At 68.5% G+C, this 19,111-nt stretch carries 13 protein-coding genes and 1 pseudogene; 4 read left to right on the top strand and 10 right to left on the bottom strand.

The features are described 5' to 3' along the window. Window positions 1–72: 72 nt before the first annotated feature. The 3 genes and pseudogenes from AW271_RS38625 to AW271_RS19645 form a co-directional block, all read right to left on the bottom strand. A pseudogene (locus AW271_RS38625) lies at window positions 73–1,061 on the bottom strand (IS5 family transposase). A 1,428-nt stretch (window positions 1,062–2,489) separates the two neighbouring features. Beyond that, window positions 2,490–3,716, bottom strand: coding sequence for a glycosyltransferase (locus AW271_RS39835; RefSeq protein WP_062338846.1), 1,227 nt, complete (start codon window positions 3,714–3,716; stop codon window positions 2,490–2,492). After that, entirely contained in the window at window positions 3,713–4,318 is a 606-nt protein-coding gene (locus AW271_RS19645) for a TetR/AcrR family transcriptional regulator (protein ID WP_218008103.1), read from the bottom strand. Before AW271_RS19645 ends, AW271_RS39835 begins: the two co-directional genes overlap by 4 nt. 257 nt (window positions 4,319–4,575) lie before the next feature. Here AW271_RS19645 and AW271_RS43160 point away from each other — a divergent pair, with 257 nt between their 5' ends. Next, window positions 4,576–4,668, top strand: coding sequence for a helix-turn-helix domain-containing protein (locus AW271_RS43160; protein ID WP_369408457.1), 93 nt, complete (start codon window positions 4,576–4,578; stop codon window positions 4,666–4,668). A 218-nt stretch (window positions 4,669–4,886) separates the two neighbouring features. On the opposite strand, the gene AW271_RS19640 is transcribed toward AW271_RS43160, so the two are convergent. Further along, complete coding sequence (locus AW271_RS19640; protein WP_169806366.1) at window positions 4,887–7,973, bottom strand: AfsR/SARP family transcriptional regulator; 3,087 nt, start codon at window positions 7,971–7,973, stop codon at window positions 4,887–4,889. Between the two features lie 173 nt (window positions 7,974–8,146). Between AW271_RS19640 and AW271_RS19635 the strand changes: the two genes are divergently transcribed. After that, window positions 8,147–8,623, top strand: a complete 477-nt coding sequence (locus tag AW271_RS19635) for a hypothetical protein (RefSeq protein ID WP_062338844.1) — start codon at window positions 8,147–8,149, stop codon at window positions 8,621–8,623. A gap of 158 nt (window positions 8,624–8,781) precedes the next feature. Here the strand turns inward: AW271_RS19635 and AW271_RS39825 are convergent, their stop codons facing one another. The 3 genes from AW271_RS39825 to AW271_RS19625 all read right to left on the bottom strand — a co-directional run bounded on the left by AW271_RS39825 (window position 8,782) and on the right by AW271_RS19625 (window position 12,186). Next, window positions 8,782–9,000 carry a hypothetical protein gene (locus tag AW271_RS39825; protein ID WP_157554395.1) on the bottom strand — a complete coding sequence of 73 codons (219 nt, stop codon included), beginning with the start codon at window positions 8,998–9,000 and terminating at the stop codon, window positions 8,782–8,784. Between the two features lie 659 nt (window positions 9,001–9,659). Next, window positions 9,660–11,051 carry a hypothetical protein gene (locus AW271_RS19630; RefSeq protein WP_062338843.1) on the bottom strand — a complete coding sequence of 464 codons (1,392 nt, stop codon included), beginning with the start codon at window positions 11,049–11,051 and terminating at the stop codon, window positions 9,660–9,662. Beyond that, a complete protein-coding gene (locus tag AW271_RS19625; RefSeq protein ID WP_083976877.1) occupies window positions 11,041–12,186 on the bottom strand; it encodes a hypothetical protein in 1,146 nt (381 codons plus the stop codon). The genes AW271_RS19630 and AW271_RS19625 overlap by 11 nt, the downstream gene beginning before the upstream one ends. Before the next feature lie 537 nt (window positions 12,187–12,723). Between AW271_RS19625 and AW271_RS19620 the strand changes: the two genes are divergently transcribed. Then, a complete protein-coding gene (locus AW271_RS19620; RefSeq protein WP_062338842.1) occupies window positions 12,724–16,215 on the top strand; it encodes a phosphodiester glycosidase family protein in 3,492 nt (1,163 codons plus the stop codon). Window positions 16,216–16,293: 78 nt separating this feature from the next. Then, window positions 16,294–17,004: a helix-turn-helix domain-containing protein gene (locus AW271_RS19615; RefSeq protein ID WP_062338841.1), complete on the top strand. Its 711-nt coding sequence runs from the start codon at window positions 16,294–16,296 to the stop codon at window positions 17,002–17,004. Here AW271_RS19615 and AW271_RS19610 read toward each other — a convergent pair. The 3 genes from AW271_RS19610 to AW271_RS19600 form a co-directional block, all read right to left on the bottom strand. Then, window positions 16,986–17,561 carry a dihydrofolate reductase family protein gene (locus tag AW271_RS19610; RefSeq protein ID WP_062338840.1) on the bottom strand — a complete coding sequence of 192 codons (576 nt, stop codon included), beginning with the start codon at window positions 17,559–17,561 and terminating at the stop codon, window positions 16,986–16,988. The two genes, AW271_RS19615 and AW271_RS19610, sit on opposite strands and share 19 nt — an antisense overlap. Window positions 17,562–17,645: 84 nt before the next feature. Then, window positions 17,646–18,626: a hypothetical protein gene (locus tag AW271_RS19605; RefSeq protein ID WP_062338839.1), complete on the bottom strand. Its 981-nt coding sequence runs from the start codon at window positions 18,624–18,626 to the stop codon at window positions 17,646–17,648. 37 nt (window positions 18,627–18,663) lie between these two features. Next, the gene (locus AW271_RS19600; RefSeq protein WP_062338838.1) at window positions 18,664–18,981 is read right to left on the bottom strand and encodes a DUF6223 family protein; all 318 of its coding nucleotides are present in this window, start codon (window positions 18,979–18,981) and stop codon (window positions 18,664–18,666) included. Window positions 18,982–19,111: the final 130 nt, after the last annotated feature.

The raw sequence follows: 19,111 nt of genomic DNA, 5'->3' as shown, positions 1-19,111 counted from the left end.
TCCACAGGACACCAAGCGCCGTCGGACTGTGGAGGGCGAGGGGGCTCTAGGGCGTGTACGGACTTCGGATCTTCAGCTGAGCTGAAGGCTTCGGGCCCACAGGAGAGCACCGCGTAGATAGAGCCCAGCCAGATAGCTTCCCGGGGTCTTGTCGGAGCGGAAGGCCAGGCCGCGCCATTGTTTGATCTGGTTGATGCAGCGTTCGGCGGTGTTGCGCTGCTGGTAAAGGATGGGGTCGTGGCTGATGGGGCAGCCGCCGCGTGAGCCGCGGTTCTTACGGTGGAGGCTTGGTCCTTCTTCTCTGGGATGACGGCTCTGATGCCGCGCTCACGTAAGTGGGCGCGGTTGCCGCGTGAGGAGTAGGCCCTGTCGGCGGCCAGCGCCTCGGGCCGGGTGCGTGGACGCCCGATCGGAAGTCGAACTTTGATCTTTGACAGCACTGCGCGGAACCGCAGGCTGTCTCCGGCCTGACCTGGAGTGAGAACGAAGGACAGCGGCCGGCATCGCCGATCGGCCAGCAGGTGGATCTTGCTGGTGAGCCCGCCTCGCGAGCGTCCCAGTGCGGCAAGCTTCAGCCGGATGCCGTGCCGCAGCCGTAACCATCGTCGCGCGGCCCGGCGCTCCTGCACTACCGGGCCGGCTACCTCTGGCCGGGTGATTCGCCTTTGGCGTAGCCCCTTTTCCTGGTCGAGGGCCTCGGCCAGAGCTGCGGCCAGCTCGCCGTCCAAGACCATTCCGGCGGCGTGCTGATGGGCCCGGACGGTCGTGGAGTCCACACTGATCAGTCCCAGATCGACCTGCCCGCGAGCGGCGGTCTCGGCGATCATCGCCTGTATCAGGTCTTCGAAGACACCTGCCTTGGCCCAGGACTGGAATCGGTCATAGGTGGTGGACCACGGCCCGTATTCCACCGGCAGGTCCCGCCATGGACTGCCCGTCCGGAACCGCCACATCACGGCATTGAACTGATGCCGCAGATCCGGGATCGGGCCCCGCTCACCCAAGGGCAGGTGAGGCTCGATCAGGGACCACTCTGCGTCGTTGAGGTCTCCACGCGCCATGGCGATGACCTATCAGGACCCACAGATCACCCGCACGCGAATCCCTCTGATCTCAACTCCGTACAGGCCCTAGGACCGATTGCCGACCAGCGTCTCGAGAACCTCCGCCGCGGCGCCCGTATAGAGCGTTGTGGCCGCTTCGCCAGTCGGGATGCAGAGGGGTCGGGTGCGGCGGCGTCCCGTCGGCGACCGGCACCTCGGCAGCGCCGTGTTCGCGGCGCGCAGCGCGGTCACGGAGCGCCGCCACAGGGGTCGCAAAAGGGCCTGGGTCACGCGCAGCCGAGCCAGCCATGGCCTTCAAAGCTAATCGAGGCGACTCAGGCCCGCTGGCGCGGTCAACGCTCCATCTGGTCACCCTGGTCCGCACCAGCGCAACCTTTGTCATGGCAAGCTCGTCGAACGACCCGGCGAGGCCCCCACCGAGGACTCATCCTCGACAGTCGCCTGAAGCATGATCCATAGGTATTGACTGCTGCTCGCTTGACCGGCTCAGAGACTACTGAGGAGCGGTGGAGGAATGGCAGTTCCTCTCACTCGGCGGCCACGCCGATCCAAGCTGTTCTCGGGCGCCGATCCCAATCCCTACCCATGAGGCATGTCCAGTAACCGGAGAGCTTGCGTTTCTGCAATTCAAGAGCATGCTTTCTATCGAAAGCAGCTCTGTTTCCTAAACCTGGTGTCGTAGGTTCGATTCCTACCGGGGGCACCCTTGAAACAGCCCGTGACCTGCTGCTTCGCAGGGGCGCGGGCTTCTTTCGTTGTCCGGACGCGTGCGGCTGACAGTGATCGTTTACGACTGGTCTGCCCGATGTCCACCCAAAGGATGAAGATAAGTCGTCATTCGGGTTGTTCGCCGGCGCCGGGGCGGTGCCCCCTGACCGCCGCCGTTACGTAAACGGCGTCCGCACCTTCAACGTTGGCCTGGGTCCGGGCGTCAACTGTCAGCGCTTCCGGGAATTCGTCGTACAAGGCGGCTAGAGCCTGGAAGTGTGGGCGCCTGCGTGACCGCGATTTGCACGGGAGACGTCAACAATATCGCCGCCCCCCTCCATGATCCGGCGAGGGAGCATCCGCCATCAAGGTAAGCCGATCATCTGCGCTTTCCTTGCCGGCATAGAGCCTTCCGCGAGCCGGTTGGAAGGGTGGTGCGGGCTCAGCCGGGGGTCCCGGCGTCGTTTCGCGGCTGTGCCCCCAGCCACGCTCGAGCTTTGTCGGACAAGCCGCGTCTCAGGGAATCACGAGGCTGATCTGCTGGGCGCGCACATGCCTTCGTGCGAAACGGCACGGATACGAGCCCAACCGTCGTTCCGTCCACGGCGGGTTCTCGCTATGCCGCGCCTGTCATCCCCCGTACAACCCGGTGTTTCCGCGCCGGTGGAGAATGAGCACGCTTCGCGCCTGATGAGGGATCGTCCTGAGTCATCGTCTCTAGTTTCTGACGTGCAGTCTTTCAAAAGCGTTCGCGGCGTTGGCCGCGCTGGCGGCAGCGCCTAGTTGCCGGCCCACCTGGGCGGTCCGCTCTCGCATGCCCATGGCCGCATGGACGGCTTGGCGTAACCTGTGCGGGTTCAGCCGCTGGGCAGGCAGTCTGGTGCCGACGCCGGCGATCTCCACCCGGCGGGCCACTTCCGGCTGGTCTCTGCCGAACGGCACGGTGCACACAGGCACGCCGGCCAGTACCGCTGCGTGAACGATCCCCATTCCGCCAGGGCAAACCACACAGGCCGCGCGGGGCAGTAGCGTCCCGTGCGGGATGAAACGTTCCAGTCGTGCGTTGCGGGGTACCTCGCCGCGCATCGTGCCGGCCGCAGCGGTGGTCACCACGACGAAGACGGCCTGGTCGGCGAATGCTCGGAGAGCGGTCGTGGCCAGCACGTCATCGGCCTGTCGTTCAGTGGAGCAGGTCACGAGGATCAGTGGCGCGGTGATCTCGCTCAGCCAATCAGGTGGCGACGCGGGCGGCGACCATACGCCGGGGCCGACCAGCGTCACGGTCGAAGGCCAGTCTGAGCGGGGGTACTCCAGCGGTTCGGCGCCATAGACGACGGTCAGCGGTGCACGCGCAGACCATAACTCGGTCATGCTGGCGACGGCGGAAAGGTCGAGGCTGTCGCGCAGATCGTTGAGTTCGGTCAGTACGGGTCGCCAGAACCCTCGCGAGACCAGGCCGACGGCGGCGTCGCGGAGCGTGCCCAGGAGACCGGTTTGGGGGGCCAGCCCGAGTCCCGGGGGTGGCAGATCTCGCGACGCGATGCCGATCGGCCAGGGCGCCACCCATGCCCATGGCAGGCCGGAGGTCTCGGCGGTGGCTCCGGCGCCCCACGACAGCGCGTCCACGACGACCACGTCAGGGGATTCGTCGCGTAGTGCCTGACGCAGGTCGGCCACCTCCAGTGCGGCCCGGTCGAGGAACGTGCGCATCGAGAGACGGGCGGCTGCGATCGGGTTGCGCGCCTTCCAGTCGTCCTGCTCCCGGGCGACGATCGATGAGGCGACCGGGCTGGCGGCCACGCCGAGCCCGGTCAGTAGTTGGACGTGCTGTGGCTGGCACCGCACCGCCACCTGATGCCCTCGGCTGATCAGGTCTTGCCAGGTGGGGATCAGCGGGAACAGGTGTCCCGTCTGAGGCGTGAGGTAGAACAGGAACTTGGTCACTGGAGGTTGTCCCTTGCCAGGACGCCTTCTACGAGGCCGCGGATAGCCTCCCCGGTACGCGTCGGGGATAGGCCGAGGTCGTTACGCAGGACCTGCCAGACCGCCAGGTCGGTGACCGTGAACAGTTGCGCGAGCAGCAACTCACGGCCGGTGCCACGGCGCTGGGCGAGAAACGGGGCGAAGGCCAGCTCCACCCAGCGCCGATGTTCATCTCTGGCCGCCTCGACGCCCGCCGCGATCCACGGCGAACGTTGTGCCTGGACCAGATTGCGCAGCGCCATCCGACCCCACCGCTCGTAATGGGTCATCAGGTTCTGTACGGCGGCGTCGACATCGCCGACCGGGGCTTCGAACCGGTGTCCGGCGATGCTGGCGGAGATCGTCTCGCCGGCCGCTGTCAGCAGGCCGTCCCGGTTGCCGTACCGACGCATCAACGTCTTGACCGACACCCCCGCCCGCTCCGCCACCCGCTCCAGGGTGATCTCGTCCAGCCAGTACTCCATGTAGAGGGAAAGGGCAGCCGCCATGATGCGCTCGCCGGTCTCGGCCGCCGCCTCGGCCCGCGCGACCATCCGGTAGGGCCGGGCGCCTTCCTCTTTCATGTCCATTATGATGGACATGAAATTGGAGCACGTCAACTGATCGTTTGGGTTCGGATACGCGCCTGGCGCTTGAGCTCTGCGGACGGAGCGCTCGGCGCCGGCAGGGTCATGTGATCTGGCAGATGGGCTGGCCGGCAGTTGTGGTTGATCAGAAAAGTTCCAGGCTGCTGTACGGGCGTTGCAGTCGGTAATCGGTTTCCGGAGCCCGGGGCGCCTATGGGTTGGATTTCGTATTGACCGACGAAAGCTTCATCAGCATGCCGCCAAGTCGACTTCACCTGAGCCAACCGGCGCTGAGCAGGCGAATACGACGTCTTGAACGCCAGGTGGGGTCGCCCGCGCCAAGGTGACCCTGCGTATGGAGCCATCCGGTGGCTTGACCACTACGAGCCGACACAGTGTCATCCCTGCGAGGTCCACGCCCGAGGAAGCCGTTCATGTCTTTCGTCAACGTCGGCCTCTATCGCGCAGCTGAGCAGCTTGAGAGTCGGCGGGTGAACGCCAGCACCGCTCGAAAACCGTCGTCTCCGACGCCCCCAAGGCGAAGTCCTCATCGAGAACGTCAGCATTACGTAGACACCACCCCGCCGGCCGCCTCCGCAGCTCGGCGAATGTCGTAGGCGACCCCCAGCCGATCCGCCGCCCGCATCGCCTCCCGGCGAGTCTCCCGCACGGCCATACCCGCCGTACCCCGTAAGAGCACTTGCCCCCACCCCAGCCGCGCCGCCGCACCCGGGTAACGCCCCACATAACCGCGCATCCCCCGAAGCACCGTCCGCACCACGACAGGATCAGCCCAGCGCAGCTCCCACAACAACTCGGCCAACCCCGACCAGCACTCCAGCATGCCCGGCTGCGCCGAAGGCAGCTTCCCCGCCAACCCCACAATCTCCGGCACAGCCTCCGCAGCACACTCGGGCCGTCGATCACGCAGGTCAGTCCGGGCGAACCCCGTCAGCAACCGCATCCGCTGGATCACCTCGACGATCGGCCCGTTCCGTAGCCCGAACGCCTGCTCAAGCGCCCGGCGTCGATCCGTTGCGGCCTGCGCGGCCGTGAGCACCTCCCGGATCCGCCCGGTCGGCACCCCGTCCATGCGCAGCAGCGCCTCCGCCTGCCCCGTCAGGCACCAGTAGCGGCCGATGTCGTCGCCGCCCACCCGGCGGGCGGACAGTTCGCCCGTCACCACGAACAGCTCCGCGGCCCGGCCGAACTCGCCTCGCCACACCGAGGTCTCCGCGAGCAGGCCCGTGCAGACCTCCGCCAGCCTCGGTTCCAGGGTCCGCGCCCGGGCTTCCGTGAACGAACGCCACGCCGCTTCCAACGCCCCGCACGCCAGCTGGTCGATGCCGCGTGCGAGCCGTGCCCGGTTCGCCGCCTCGCTGACGTGGGCAAGGGGGAGCTTGGCCAGCGCGGCGTCGGCTCGTTTCGCGTAGCGGCCGGCCAGGTGCGAGCGGCCGGCGGTTCGCACGGCGGTGGCGACGTTCGCGTAGGCCTCCGCTCGTAGCTCTGGGACGCCCGCCCGGTCCACGGCGTTGAGCTGCAGCAGCGTCGCCGACACCATTGTGGGGAGGTCCTGCCGGTAGTAGGCGAACATGGCGATCATCGACAGGGCCTGCGCCGCTTCGGCCTCGCGCGGGTCCCGTCGCGTGGGTGAGCACAACTGCCCGATTCTCTGTACGACCGCTCGCCGCCACCCCGACGGCAGTGGCCGCCCCAGTGCTTCCAGTGCCTCCTCGGCCAGGCGCAGGGCGCGGCGTTCCTTGGCCAGCTGGTAGTAGCTGACCGCTGCCATGCGCAGCCGGCGGGCTCGCGCTTCTGGGGTCAACGGTTCCAGGTTGTCCTCCACTGTCGCCGCCGACTCCTCGTACAGGCCGAGCCGCAGGCAGAGCGTCCAGTAGAGGTCGAGGAAGGCGGGGTCGGGGGCGTGGGTCCAGGCCAGGCGGATGTTGTCCAGCTCTGCGCCCAACAGGAGGGGGGTCTGCTCGTCGGTCGCGTCGTGGAGGCCTTGGGCGTGGGCGTCGAGCAGGGTGGTGAAGTGGTGTGCGTGACGCAGGCGCGCGGGGGGCTCGGCTTTCAGGTGCTGGGCTGCGAACGCCTGGATGAGGGGGTGTATAAGGTAGCGGGCCGGTGGCTGGAAGGTGATCATGCTGTGGTCGACCAGGTGGACCAGCACCTCGGGGGTGGTCTCGGCGACGTCCAGTGCGGCCTCCAGGGTGAAGCCGCCGCCGAAGACCGACAGGATCGGCAACACGCGGCGGGCTTCCTCGGTGAGCAGCGTCCAGGACGTCTCGAACACGCGGCGCATGGTGGCGTGCCGTGGTCGGGGGGCGGGGCAGTCGGCGCCCAGCAGGCCGGCGTCGAGATGGTCGGCCAGGTCGGCGCAGGACAGGGCACGCAGCAGGCTGGCCGCCAGTTCTATCGCCAGTGGCAATCCTCGGGTGGCGGCGCAGATTCCGGCTACCAGCGCGGAGTCGCGTCCAGGGTCGAAAGTCGGCTGCACGGCGCGTGCTCTGACGGCGAAGAGCTCTTCGGCCGCGGGGGCGGTCAGGCCCTCGACCACCACGGTGGGGGTCGGCAGGGTCAGGCGGCGTCTGCTGGTGGCCAGGACGCGCACGTCGGGACAGGCAGCCAGGAGTTCGCCGATCACCAGGTCGAAGTCCGGCAGGTGCTCAAGGTTGTCCAGCACCAGCAGGAGGCATCGGTCGGCGAGGGTTTCGAACAGGATCTCCCTGGCGGGACGCGGTGACGACAGGTCCATTCCCAGCCGCCGGGCCACCGTGGTGACCGCCGCTTCCGGGCCGACGCCGGCGAAGGTCACGAACGCCGCGCCCGGTACGCGGGCCGCGGCGGCGAGGGCCAGGCGGGTCTTGCCCACCCCTCCCGGGCCCAGCAGCGTGACGATCCGTTCCCGTTTCAGTAGCGCTGCCACCTGGTCTACTTCGGCTTTCCGTCCCACGAGCGGCGTGCTGGGGATGGGCGGGGCGGCGACCTTTCGCTGGGGGCCCAGGGTCTCGCGGACGGCGCGGGTCTCGGCGGAGGGCTCCACGCCCAGGTCGGCGGACAGGCGGTCGCGCAGGTCCGTGTAGGCGAGCAGGGCGGCGGCGCGGTTGCCCGTCTCCGCCAGCGCGGAGATGAGGAGGCGGTGTACTTCCTCGTCGTACTGGTCCAGCTCGCTCAGCAGTCTGGCCAGTCTGACGATCTCGTGGGCGGGGCCCGCCTGACGTACAAGAAGGTCTCGGAAAAGGGCGCGGACCCGCAGGCGTTCGGCGGTGAGCCACCCGGTGAAGGCCGGGGCGTCGATGAAAGAGACGCCGTCTAAGAACTCGCCGCGCCACAGGGGCAGGGCTTCGCCGATGGTGGTGGCTTGGGCCAGTTTGTCGTGGTCGACGTAGCAGGCCGGGTCGGCGCGGAAGGCCACGTGCTCGCGGGTGATGTCGAGCCAGCCGCCGACCTCCTTGCGCAACTCCGACAGTGCCAGCCGGAGGCTGCCGCGGGCATGCGCGTCGGGGCGTTCACCCCATAACAACCCCGCGAGTTCGGCTCTCGGCCTCGGGCCTGGCGCGGCGGCCAGGTAACAGAGCAGTGCCCGGCTCTTGGCCGACCGGACCGCGACAGGCGTCTCCCCGATCGCCAGGTACGGAGGGCCGAGCAACAGAAGTGTGAGTTGGTCCCCCATGACAGCTGGAGCGTACGTCCGGCCGTCCCGGCGGTCCATGCGTAAAAGTACGCGTAGCTGGGCCTTAACGGTGTGCTCACGGTGGTCGCCGCAGCCTGGGGCGGCGCCCGCGACGGTCGTGGGCGTGCAGTCCCAAGGAGGGACCAATCATGCGAAAGCTCATCGGCGTCCTCGCCCTTAGCGCCGCCGTGGTGGCGCCGGTCGCGGTCGCGGCTCCGGCCTACGCCGCCGTTCCCTGCCGCGTGGAGCTCTACTCCATCTACGCCAACAACGTGGACGAGTCGGACGGCAGGGACGAGCTCCGCTTCTCGGTCGGGGGCAACCTGTACCCGACGGTCAACTACAACCACGTGAAGATGGTGACGGGTGACACGAAGTACCCGGCCTCCTTCGAGAACCCGAGCTCGGTGATCACCTCGGTGGGGGGGTCGGTGTCGTTCACGCTGCGCGAGGTGACGCTGCCGTCTCCCGGCTGGGGGACCTCGCTCGGCTCGGCCACCGCCGATGGGGGCGACTGCGCGGGGCTGCCGGTGGGGCAGTCGCTGGTGCTGCCGACGCAGTTCATCAGCGGTACGAACTCGACGTGGTACTCGTACGAGGTCAAGCTCGAGGTCACCGCGATCTGACCTGGAACCAGGGCCGCCCGCACCGCCCCGGGCGGCCTTTCCCGATGCCTGGCCAGGTCATGCCACGGCGATGAGGTCGGCCGCGAGGTCACCCGGGTTGTCCTGCTGCTCGGCAGGTGGCGAACGCTTCCTGCGCGAGGGATCGCCGACGGTCGGATTTAAGCCCTCCACGTTCGAAGCCGTGGGCCGCCACCGGCGGTCGTGGCGGCCCGGTCGCGGTCGTGGCAGTAGTAGCCGCTCTCGACGGGGTAGACGCACGCGCGGATCGGCACGTGCCAGTTCTCGATCGACGGGGTCTGTATGTAGGTGGTCCCGCTGCCGCTGAAGGTTCCTGAGCAGGTTATGTACGTGGAACCGGACACCTGTGCCGTCGTCACCCACCTCACGGTGAAGGTCTTGCTGGACCAGCACGTCTCCCCTGCGGACGTTGGTCGCCGTGGCGAAGGTGCGGCTTCCGCTGGGTTCCGTTCTTGAGCCCGACCTGCCGGCCCGTGTAGGAGAAGGGGTAGTACGTGCCGATGTTGCTGTAGACGTCGGTGCGCTGACCGCAGGAGGCGGCGTTCGCCGCCGTGGGCAGCGCGAGGGCCGCGCCTCCTGCCAGGAGCGTCGCAGGGCCGAGATGGCTCAGGACTTTTCGCATGTCGCCTCGAATCAGTCGGGGTTTCGCTGACACGAGAAGTGTTAATTCGACGGACGCCGATGGTGCGGTGGTCAGGCCGCGAACCCGCCGCAGGTTGTAGCAGCCTTCGTCTGCGGGCGGCGGTCCGTGGCCGCCGGCGATGACCGTCCGTCATCGTGGTTAAGGACTGCGATGATTCAGCGCCAGCCTCGGCGGCCGACTGAACACCGCTCAGCTGACTGGGCGTAGGCGGCATTCGTATAGTGACGGCCACGATCGAGCTGGAAGACCACCCACCCGGCCCGATGCAGCGCCTCGGCGACCAGGCCGCTCCAAGCCGACTATCCCGCGCGAGGTGATGTCGACACACCAAGCAGATGTCGATCCTGGCCCTGGACGTGGCCCATGGAGCGGTCGTCAGGTGCGTCGCTCCGATACGGCCAGGAGCGATTCCCATTCCTTGTCCAGCGCCTGATTGATTCGTTCGTCGCGGGCGACGGCTTCCCTGAACCAGGCGATGGTGGCGGGCGCCATGGCGAGAATCTGGTTGTAGTTGAGAGCCGCCGGGTTCATGCCGAACAGGAGCCCGGTCTTGAGGAGCGTGCCCGAAGTGGCGATGGTGTGCCCGAGGAGCAGCATGGAGGTGAGTTTGGCGTGCTCCAGCTTCCGCTGCTCCGCGGTGCCGCCGGTGGCATAACTCTTGAGAAGCCAGTATCCGCGGATGACCGCGGACACGACGCCGGGGGTGATGCCCATCGTGAAGAAATGGCGCAGGTCGTAGCCGTTCGTGTACATGTAACGGGCCACGTCGGTCCAGGGCACCTTGACGCCTGAAGGGCCCAGCGCGAACGGGGAGCCGATCTGGCCGAGTTGAAGCAGGCTGAACAGCGGCGGCTGCAGGCCGGCCGGGGTGTAGACGTCCGAGAGCAAATGGCGTACCTGCGTGATGAAAGCGCTGATCAGGTCGACCGGGGATTGGTTCGTCGCAACCTGGACCAGTTTTCCCGCCTTGTCGATGTAGGTCCCGGTGCCGCGCATGAGATCCGCCACGCCGAAGAGGAAACCCAGGGCCGGGTCGTGGCCGAGGCTCTGCAGCCGATGAGTAGCCGGTCGCATGCCGCTGACCAGTCCCCCTGTGGCCTTCGTGGTGGGGGCGTCGTAGGGCGCCTTGGCCAGTTTCTCGAACCCCTTGAAGAAATGCTCGTGGACGTCTTTTGCGCGGTCGCGGTCCTGGAGCCATTTGGTGAGGGGTGACCCCGAGTACTCCTTGCCCAGGAAGGTGGAATCGCGGGGAATTCTGACGAGGACGACGTCGAGGAAGGTCGCGAGGGCGCCGGCGAGCAGGACGACCGTCCAGTCGGTCTCATCCCAGCTGATGTCGCCGTGTTCCGCGGCGTAGTGGCGCAGGCTCTGAGCCACCTGGCCGGAGGGAAGCACCTGCTGGAGCGGATCTCGGGTGAGATCGACGCCCAGCAGATTCAAGCGAGCCTCGGCGAGCCTGACCAGCTGATCGAAGTCACCGTCGGCCGGAACGACGGGCACGGAGTAGCGGGGGGTACTCGGTGTCTCGACCTTCGCGATCGGGAAAGGCTCTGGAGCAGGTATGAAGGCGCCCAGCGCCTGAAGACGGAGACGCACCGCGTCGAATTCCGATTCGACCGTGTCGAGGGTGTCACTGACACGGTGTTCACGTTCGAGGACATCTTTGAAGTCGAATTCCACCTGATCGAACAGGACATGCAGTTCGGTCAGGGTGACCGCCTGGTAGGCCACGACCGCGGCGGCAGGCGAAAGCTGGTCACCCGGCACGTAACGGCTCCCGCCGTTCGAAGGCCTCGTTACTGGTCTGCAGATTCACCAAAGCCAACTGGAATGCGGCCAACTCGGCCTTGAGTGCGGCGAGTCGCTCTTCGTTCCTCGTGGTCTGGGTGAGCTGGGTCTCCATTCGGTGAGCGAGCCCCGCGATGTCGTCGGTGAGCTCGGCCATTGCCTGCTGGTGATTCTTGATGACGTGCTGGATCAGGTGCTCGCGTCGTTTTTCTCGTTCACGCTCGTTGGTGGACAGCAGGTAACGCGTGCCCTGATGGACTGCGACTCCGAGAATCACCACCGTGCCGATTCCGGTGACCATCGCGCTCAAGCCCAGCAGACCGCCGAATCCCAGGGCCGCCAGGCCGGAGGTGATTCCCGCTCCCCCGAGGCCGGAGACGCTGCCGGCGAGGCTGATCGCGGCGATCGGGACGCCGAACGCGGCCGCCTTGGCGGCGATGTCCTTGGTGGTCTCCTCCAGCTGGCCGGTCGTGATCCGGCCGGCGGCGAACTCCTCTTCGGTGATCACCAGCTGCTCGGTCGCCTGTACGACCTTCTCCGCGGACTCGGCGAACACGAGCTGCGCGACCTGCACGATCCGTTCACGCTCGACCTCCGCGGTATGCCTGTCGGCACGTGAGATCCGGACCAGATCGCGCACCAGCACCGTGAACACCGGCTCACGTTGATCCGCCTCAAGGAGGTCGTGCAGCTGCCTGGACAGCTCCACCGTGGCGTCGAGGACCCCGGCGCCGCTCGCCGCGTCGCGCTGGGCCCCGGTGATCTGGCTACGCAACGCCGATCGTGCTTCGGCGTCGAGACCGATCGTCGATGCGAACAGGTACAGATTCGCGATTTCGCGAGGATCGAGAAGGGAGTCGACCAGGGCCAGGCTCACCAGCACCCGGCAATAGAGCAGCTTCGCGTCGTCGCCGAGCTCGGACAAGTCGGCGGAATCGGCGGACGGCCGCGACGACAGGCCGCCCTTCACTTCTGCGACCTTCGCCATCACCTCTTCGGCGGACTGCCGCACTTTCTCCTGGGCATCGCTTACGGCATCGGCGACGATCCGCCCGGCGGCGTCGGCGACACTTTTCAACCGTCCAAGCCCGATGTCACGAGGGTTCATCGCCATCCCTTTATCGTTATTTGGCGAAATGCTATCGGTAGGCACCGTTTTTCATCGGCTATTTCTCACGAGAACGAACCGTCGGACTACGGAAATTGACTCACGGTCGGGTGTGACGGTGACATCCCCCGCCCTCGCGCTTCAATCAGCGGGGCGGCGCCGAATACGCTCTTGATAGAAGCTGGTGGTCGTGGAGAGTCGCCGATGGTTCGCGCTGTTCATGGGTGAATGGCGACAAGCCGCCTGAGATCTGCCCCGCACTGCCTTTGGCGCCGTTGGCAGCCGGCAGTGCCGGAGCCTCATCAGCTTGGGCCGCCTGCCTCTGTGGCCCCGGACCCGCGAGCCGCCTGGGAACCATCTCGCACACGCGGCGGTGACATTTCAGGTCGGACACCAGCCCCGATCCGCCTATTTCGTCCGACTTCATCACCTGCTCCCAGTCGCGTCACCCCCGAGTCCAAGGTGACCGTTTTGATCTCCCCCGCACCCTTGATCATCAGGGTGTGGCACAGGCGTCTCCGCCTACTTTGAGCCGAGGTTTTGATGATCCTGAACCGTCAGGCCACGAGGCCATTACTGCTGGCACTCGCCGCGATGACCACGCTGGCCCTCCTCCCAGCCGCAGCCCACGCCGACACGGAACCCGTCACCGGCGGCATCCCTCTGATCAACACGATTGAGAAGATCGGCCCGGGCATCGACCTGCGGCACATCCAGGCCGTCGATCAGAAGGGCTGGTACAACGCCCGTTTCCTGACCGTCGACCTGTCCAACAGCGCGGTCACCACCGACCTGCTGACCGCCGGCCCCGTGGCCTCTGGCGGGCCGCTCACCGTCGCGGCCGACAAGGCCGGGGCCGTCGCCGCGGTCAACGGTGACTTCTACGACCTGGGCAACTCCACCGCCGCCCATGGCGCCGAGATCCAGAACGGGAAGTTGCGCAAGACCACCAACCTGGGTGGTCCGGAGGCCGCGGCGATTCAGCCGCACGTCGGCGTCAGCATGGACGGCCTCGCCCAGCTCGTCAACGTCACCGTCAACGCCTCCGCGAATCTGGCCGGCACGCCCTACAAGGTGCTGACGGTCAACGCGGCCAACCCCGAGCCGCACCCCGTTCCGGCCGGCGGCATGGTGGCGTTCACCTCCGCTTGGGGGACGTACAGCCGCAATCGGCCTTTCATCGGGGTGGACGGTGACGTCGCCGAGGTGCTGGTCCGTGATGACAAGGTGGTCTCGGTCACGCCGAGTGCTCCCGCCGGGTCGGGGGTCATCCCCGACGACGGGTTCTACCTCGTCGGGCGGGACGCCGCAGCGGCGGCGATTCGCGCGTTGCGGCCGGGGGACCCGGTGACGCTGAGCTGGGAGCTCGCCGATCCGGTCGCCAGGAGCATGCGGTTCGCGCTCGGGCACGGTGGCACCGGCGAGGGGATCATCGTGTCCGGCGGCAGGCCGCGGGCCAATCTGAACAGCACCGCGATCTCTCCGCGCACCTCCTTCGGGTTCAAGGACGGGGGGCGCACCCTCGTGCTCGGGCAGTGGAACGGGCCGGGCGGGACCGGCAACGGCGGGGTCGCGATCGACAAGGTCGCGCGGGACATGGTCGCGCAGGGTGTGGAGACCGCGGTCATCCTCGACAGCGGCGGGTCGAGCGAGATGGTCGCGCGGGCGCTCGGCGACGAGAAGGTGAGCATCCGCAACACCCCCTCGGACGGCGGGGAGCGCGGCAACACCAACGGTGTGGGCGTGTTCGTCGCCAAGGGCGACGGCAAGGCGCACGAGATCATCGTCAGGCCCGCCGCCGGGTCGGCCACTGCCGACGGGGACCTGCGGGTGTTCCCGGGGCTGCGCCGCGCGCTCGTCGCTCAGGGGGTGGACGACCACCAGACCCCGGTGACGGTCGATCCGGCGTCCGTCGGATGGGCGGCGCCGGGGGCCTCGGTCGAGAACGGGACCGTCACGGCTCCGGCGAAGATCACCAAGCCCTACGGCGTGCTAAAAGTCGAGGCGCACGTCGGCCGTGAGGCGGGGCGGGCGCGGATCACCGTCCTGAACCCGCTCGACCGCCTCGAGTTGTCGTCGCAGCGGCTGGCCCTGGCCGACACCGCCAGCGCGGCGGTGTCCGTCGCGGTGACCGGCCGGGACGACCAGGGGTACACGGCCCCGATCGACCCCCGGGACCTCGACCTCGACTACGACCACGATGTGGTCGACATCAAGCCGGTGGACGGCAGACTGAGGATCACCCCGAAGGCCGACGCGGCCACGATCCTGACGGTCTCGGCCGCCGGGCGGTCGGTGCAGCTGCCGATCACGATCGGCGTGCGGACGCAGACCGTCTACGACTTCGACGACAACGTGCTCACCCGCTGGCGGGACATCAGCACCACGGCCACAAAGATCTCGGCCGACCCCGACGGGCTGCGCATCGACTTCAACGCGATGCGCAACGTCGGCGTCGGCGCGCTGTCGGCGGCGCAGCGGGTCGCGGTGCCCGGCCAGCCGCTGCGGCTGCGCATGCGGATCAAGTCGAGCATCAACGTGCCGAGCGGCCTGACCTACTTCCTCTACTACGACGCCAACGGCAAGAGCACCGGCATCTACGGCACCGGTCTGGTCCCGAGCACCGAGTGGCAGTACGCCAACTTCACGCTGCCCGCCAACACGGTGTTCCCGATCACGATCAACAGCTTCCAGGGCATCAACACCAACGTCAGCCAGCAGAAGCCGGGCACGTTCGTGCTCGACCGCATCGAGGCCGACATCCCGACCTCGATCGACCTGCCCGCGCAGCCGGCCCTGAAGGCCGACCCGCTGATCTCCGACGACGGCACGCTGATCCAGAGCAACAAGACCTGGCGGTTCGCCACGCTCTCGGACGTGCAGTTCACCGCCGACAACCCCGGGCTGACCCAGGTGGCGACGGCCGCCGTCCGGCGGATCAGGGCCACCAACCCCGATCTGATCGTGCTCAACGGCGACATCACCGACCGCGGCCTGCCGCAGGACCTCGCGCTGGCCCGCCAGGTGCTCACCGACGCCGGCTGCGACCTCGTGCCGGTCGGCCAGGAGCCGCCCGCCACCAGCACGCCCGACCCGAAGTCCGGGAAGGTGCCCTGCTACTACGTGCCGGGCAACCACGAGTCGTACGGGCTCAACAACGTCCAGTCGGACCTGACGAACTTCACCGAGGAGTTCGGCCGGCCCTACCGGACGTTCGACCACAAGGGCACCCGCTTCATCATGCTCGCCAGCTCGATCGGGTCGTTGCGCTCGACGGCCTGGGACCAGCTGCCGATGGTGCGGCGGGCGCTCGACGAGGCCCGGTCCGACCTGTCGGTGCACAACGTGCTGGTGTTCGCCCACCACCCGGTGGACGACCCGGCCGACACCAAGTCGAGCCAGCTCGGCGACCGCGACGAGGTGGCGCTGATCAAGAAGATGCTCGGCGACTTCCGCGACGCCACCGGCAAGGGCGCCGCGATGATCGGCTCGCACGCCCAGATCGTCAACGTCAACCGCGTCGAGGGCGTCCCGTACGTCGTGCTCCCGTCGTCCGGCAAGGACCCCTACGGGACGCCCGACCGAGGCGGTTTCACCGGCTGGGTCAACTGGTCGGTGGATTCGCGGCAGAACGCGGACGAGCAGTGGATCGAGGCCCAGGTGCGGGCGTTCGCGCAGTCGATCACGCTCGACGCGCCCGCGTCGGTGCAGGTGGGCGAGACGGCCGAGCTCTCCGGCAGCGTCGTGCAGCCGCAGGGCGTGGCGACCGGCTCGCGCGTGGTGCCGCTGCGGTACCCGATGTCGGTCGGCTGGGGCGGCTCGGACACCCTGGCGATCGGCAACGGCGAGGGAGCGGTCGAGGCGGCCCAGGAAGCGGGCAAGGTCGCGATCCTCGACCCGAGGACGCGCACGCTCACCGCGTTGAACGCCGGCACGGTCACCGTGTCGGTCACCAACGACTCCATGCGCGCGTACACCGACGACGGCTCGCTCGCCCCGATCACGACGTCGAAGACCATCGAGGTCGTGAAGTGACGTTGTAGCGAAAGCGCGGGGGCCGGGCGACACCCGCGTCGCTCGGCCTCCGCAGACATAAGCGCCTATTCTTCTCCCGTGAACCTGCGGTTCGAGACGCGCGCGTCCGACTCGCCCTGGGTCGACTCCGTCTGGACGTGCACGAGCGAGAGCGTCACGGAGATGACCTCGGTGGCGACGGCGTGCTGGGGACTGGTGTTCTACGAGCGCGAGGGCACGGCGTACGCGAGCGTCACCGGCCCCGAGACCGCGACCGGCACCGCGCCGGTGCCCGAGGGCGCGGCCTTCGTCGGCATCGAGTTCGCGGTGGGCACCTCGCTCCGGGTCGTGCCCACCCCGGAACTGGTCGACGGGGGTCTCGAACTGGCCGACACGACGCACCGCACCTTCCGGCTCGACGGCCTGCGCTGGGAGACCCCCGGTCCCGACGACGCCGAGGCGCTGGTCGAACGCCTGGTGCGGGCCGGGGCCGTGGTGCGCGACCCGCTCGTCGCCGAGGTCCGCCGCGGTGCCCTCCCCGACGTGTCGGGACGCACGGTCGAGCGCCGGTTCCGCGCGGCGACCGGGTTCACCCAGGGGGCCGTGCGGCAGATCGAACGGGTGCGCACGGCCTCGATGCTGCTGGCCGCCGGCACGCCGGTCGCCGACGTCGTCGGCAAGCTCGACTACTTCGACGAGCCGCACCTCGCCCGCGCCCTGCGGCGTTACGTCGGGCGGACGGTGCGGCAACTGCGCGAGGGCGAAGGCGGCGCGATCGCGCTGCGGCTCGATCAGCCGACGACGTCGTAGATCACCTTGAGCACGCCGTTCGGGTAGGCCTCGGACTCGCGCAGGCGCAGCGTCTGCTTGTCCTTGTCGGCCCGGCTGAACAGGCCCTTCCCCGCCCCGAGCAGCACGGGGAAGACGAGCAGGTTGTAGCGGTCGATCAGGCCCGCTTCCCCGAGACGGCGGGCGAGGTCGGCGCTGCCGTGGATGAAGATCCCGCCGCCGTCGGTCTTCTTGAGCTCGGCGACGTCCTCGGTCGAGCGCAGGATGGTCGTCTCGCCCCACCCGTCGACGAGGGCGTCTTCCGACAGCGTCGAGGAGACGACGTACTTGGGCAGGTCCTTGTAGTCGGCGTGGTCGTCGGAGTCGCGCCAGACCGGCGCGAAGGCCTCGTAGCTGTGGCGGCCGAACAGCAGCGCCGTCGTGTCGGCGAGCTCCTCGCCCTTGAGCGCGAACGCCTCGGGCAGGAACTCGATGTCCTTGACCACCCAGCCGCCGCTGCGGTGGCCTTCGCTGGGTCCGCCCGGGGAGTCGACGACGCCGTCGAGCGAGACGAACCCGGTGTAGACCAACTCACGCATGTGCTGTTCTCCTCAGTACGGGTGCTGGAGCCACGCCCATGCTAGGAGGCGCCCATGACGGCCGTCTTGTACGGAAACGACGGATCAGCGGGTCGCCTGGATCGCCGTCCCGCCGACCGCCCAGACGGAGCGGCTGCCCAGCAGGTTCGCGAGGTCGCGGACGGGCTGGTTCGACGGGAAGGCGCCCGTCTCGACGCTCTCGGGCCCGATGTGCAGGTAGCGGTTCCCGGACAGGACGATCCAGGCCCCGCCCCGGCCGTCGGGTTCGGCCTGGGCGCGCGGCCGCACACCCGACTCGGGGCGGGCCTGGTAGGCGAAGTCGCCGAGATAACCGGTCAGCAGCAGGGTCTCTCCGCAGAAGGCGGCCTTCCCGCACGGCCAGGCGGCCCAGCCCACGGCCATCACCCGGCCGGTCTCGCCGTCGACGGCGACGTCGGTCAGCTCCGACAACTGGCCCTTGTGCACGGACGGCAGCGCCGGCAGCGCGACCGCGCGCCAGGCCGTGCCGGTCCAGCGGGCCAGCGCCGCCTTGCCCTTGGCGGAGCCCGCCGCCCACTTGCCGTCGAGTCCTTTGACCACGATCGGGGTGGTGACCTTGCGCCAGGTCGACCCGGTGAGGCGGCGCAGCGTCGACCGGGCCGGCGTGGGGAAGGTGGTGGCGTTCTCGATCACCCACAGGTTCGCGCCGATGGAGAAGGCCCGGTCGACCCGGCCGTGGTTCCACGGCTTGACCTGCCAGCGTTTGCCGTCCCATCGCGCGTACTTCGACGTGCCGAAGGCCCAGACCCGGGTGTCGGACGCCGAGGCCAGCTTCTTCACCCGGAAGCCGGGGCCGGTCACCGGCTTGACCGTGGAACGGCCTTTGAGCAGCAGCGGCTTGCCGCTTCGGATGCCGGCGACCCAGACGGCTCCCCCGGGGGTCACCGTCACCGCGTCGTAGGAGTCGCGGCGGTCGGCGCGCACGACCTTCCAGTCACCGGCCGCCGCCACAGCGTGGGCGGCCGCCGGTTCGGCGGCGACGAGCAAGGCGACGGCGGTGGCGGTGACACGCAGCGATATGCCCATAAAGGTATGACGCGCCCATTAGCGGAGAAGTTGACACTCAGGACCGCTTCAGCGCCATGCCGCCCAGCGCCAGCGCCACGAGCCCGAACACCAGCGCCGCCAGCCCGCCGACGATGCCCGAGCCGCTGCCGGGACCGCCCTCGGCGACGGCCACCACCCACCCGCCCCCGGCGAGCCCGGCGGCCCCCGCCGTCAGGGCGATGACGGCCCGCCGCCGGACGAAGCGGAACAGGGCCAGCCCGCCGTAGACCGCGCCGGCCAGGGCCACGAGCGCGGCGACGGTCGCCCAGCCTCGCGGTGTGGTCCAGCCGTAGACGGGCGCCGCGTTCAGGGCGAGAACGATTCGAATCGACATGAGGCCGATGATGTCCGCCGGTCCGGCCGGTGTCGTCCGCCGTCCGCAGGCCCGGGCATACCGCGTCCGCGGTAGCCGGCCGATCCTCCGCCGGCAGGAGTCGCCCGCGGCGGCCCTCGGGTTAGGGTGC

This window comes from Herbidospora sakaeratensis (genome assembly GCF_001570525.1).
In the GTDB taxonomy this organism is placed as follows: Bacteria; Actinomycetota; Actinomycetes; order Streptosporangiales; family Streptosporangiaceae; genus Herbidospora; species Herbidospora sakaeratensis.
Note: the sequence above shows the minus strand (reverse complement) of the source record. Positions and strands in the feature narration are given on the sequence as shown.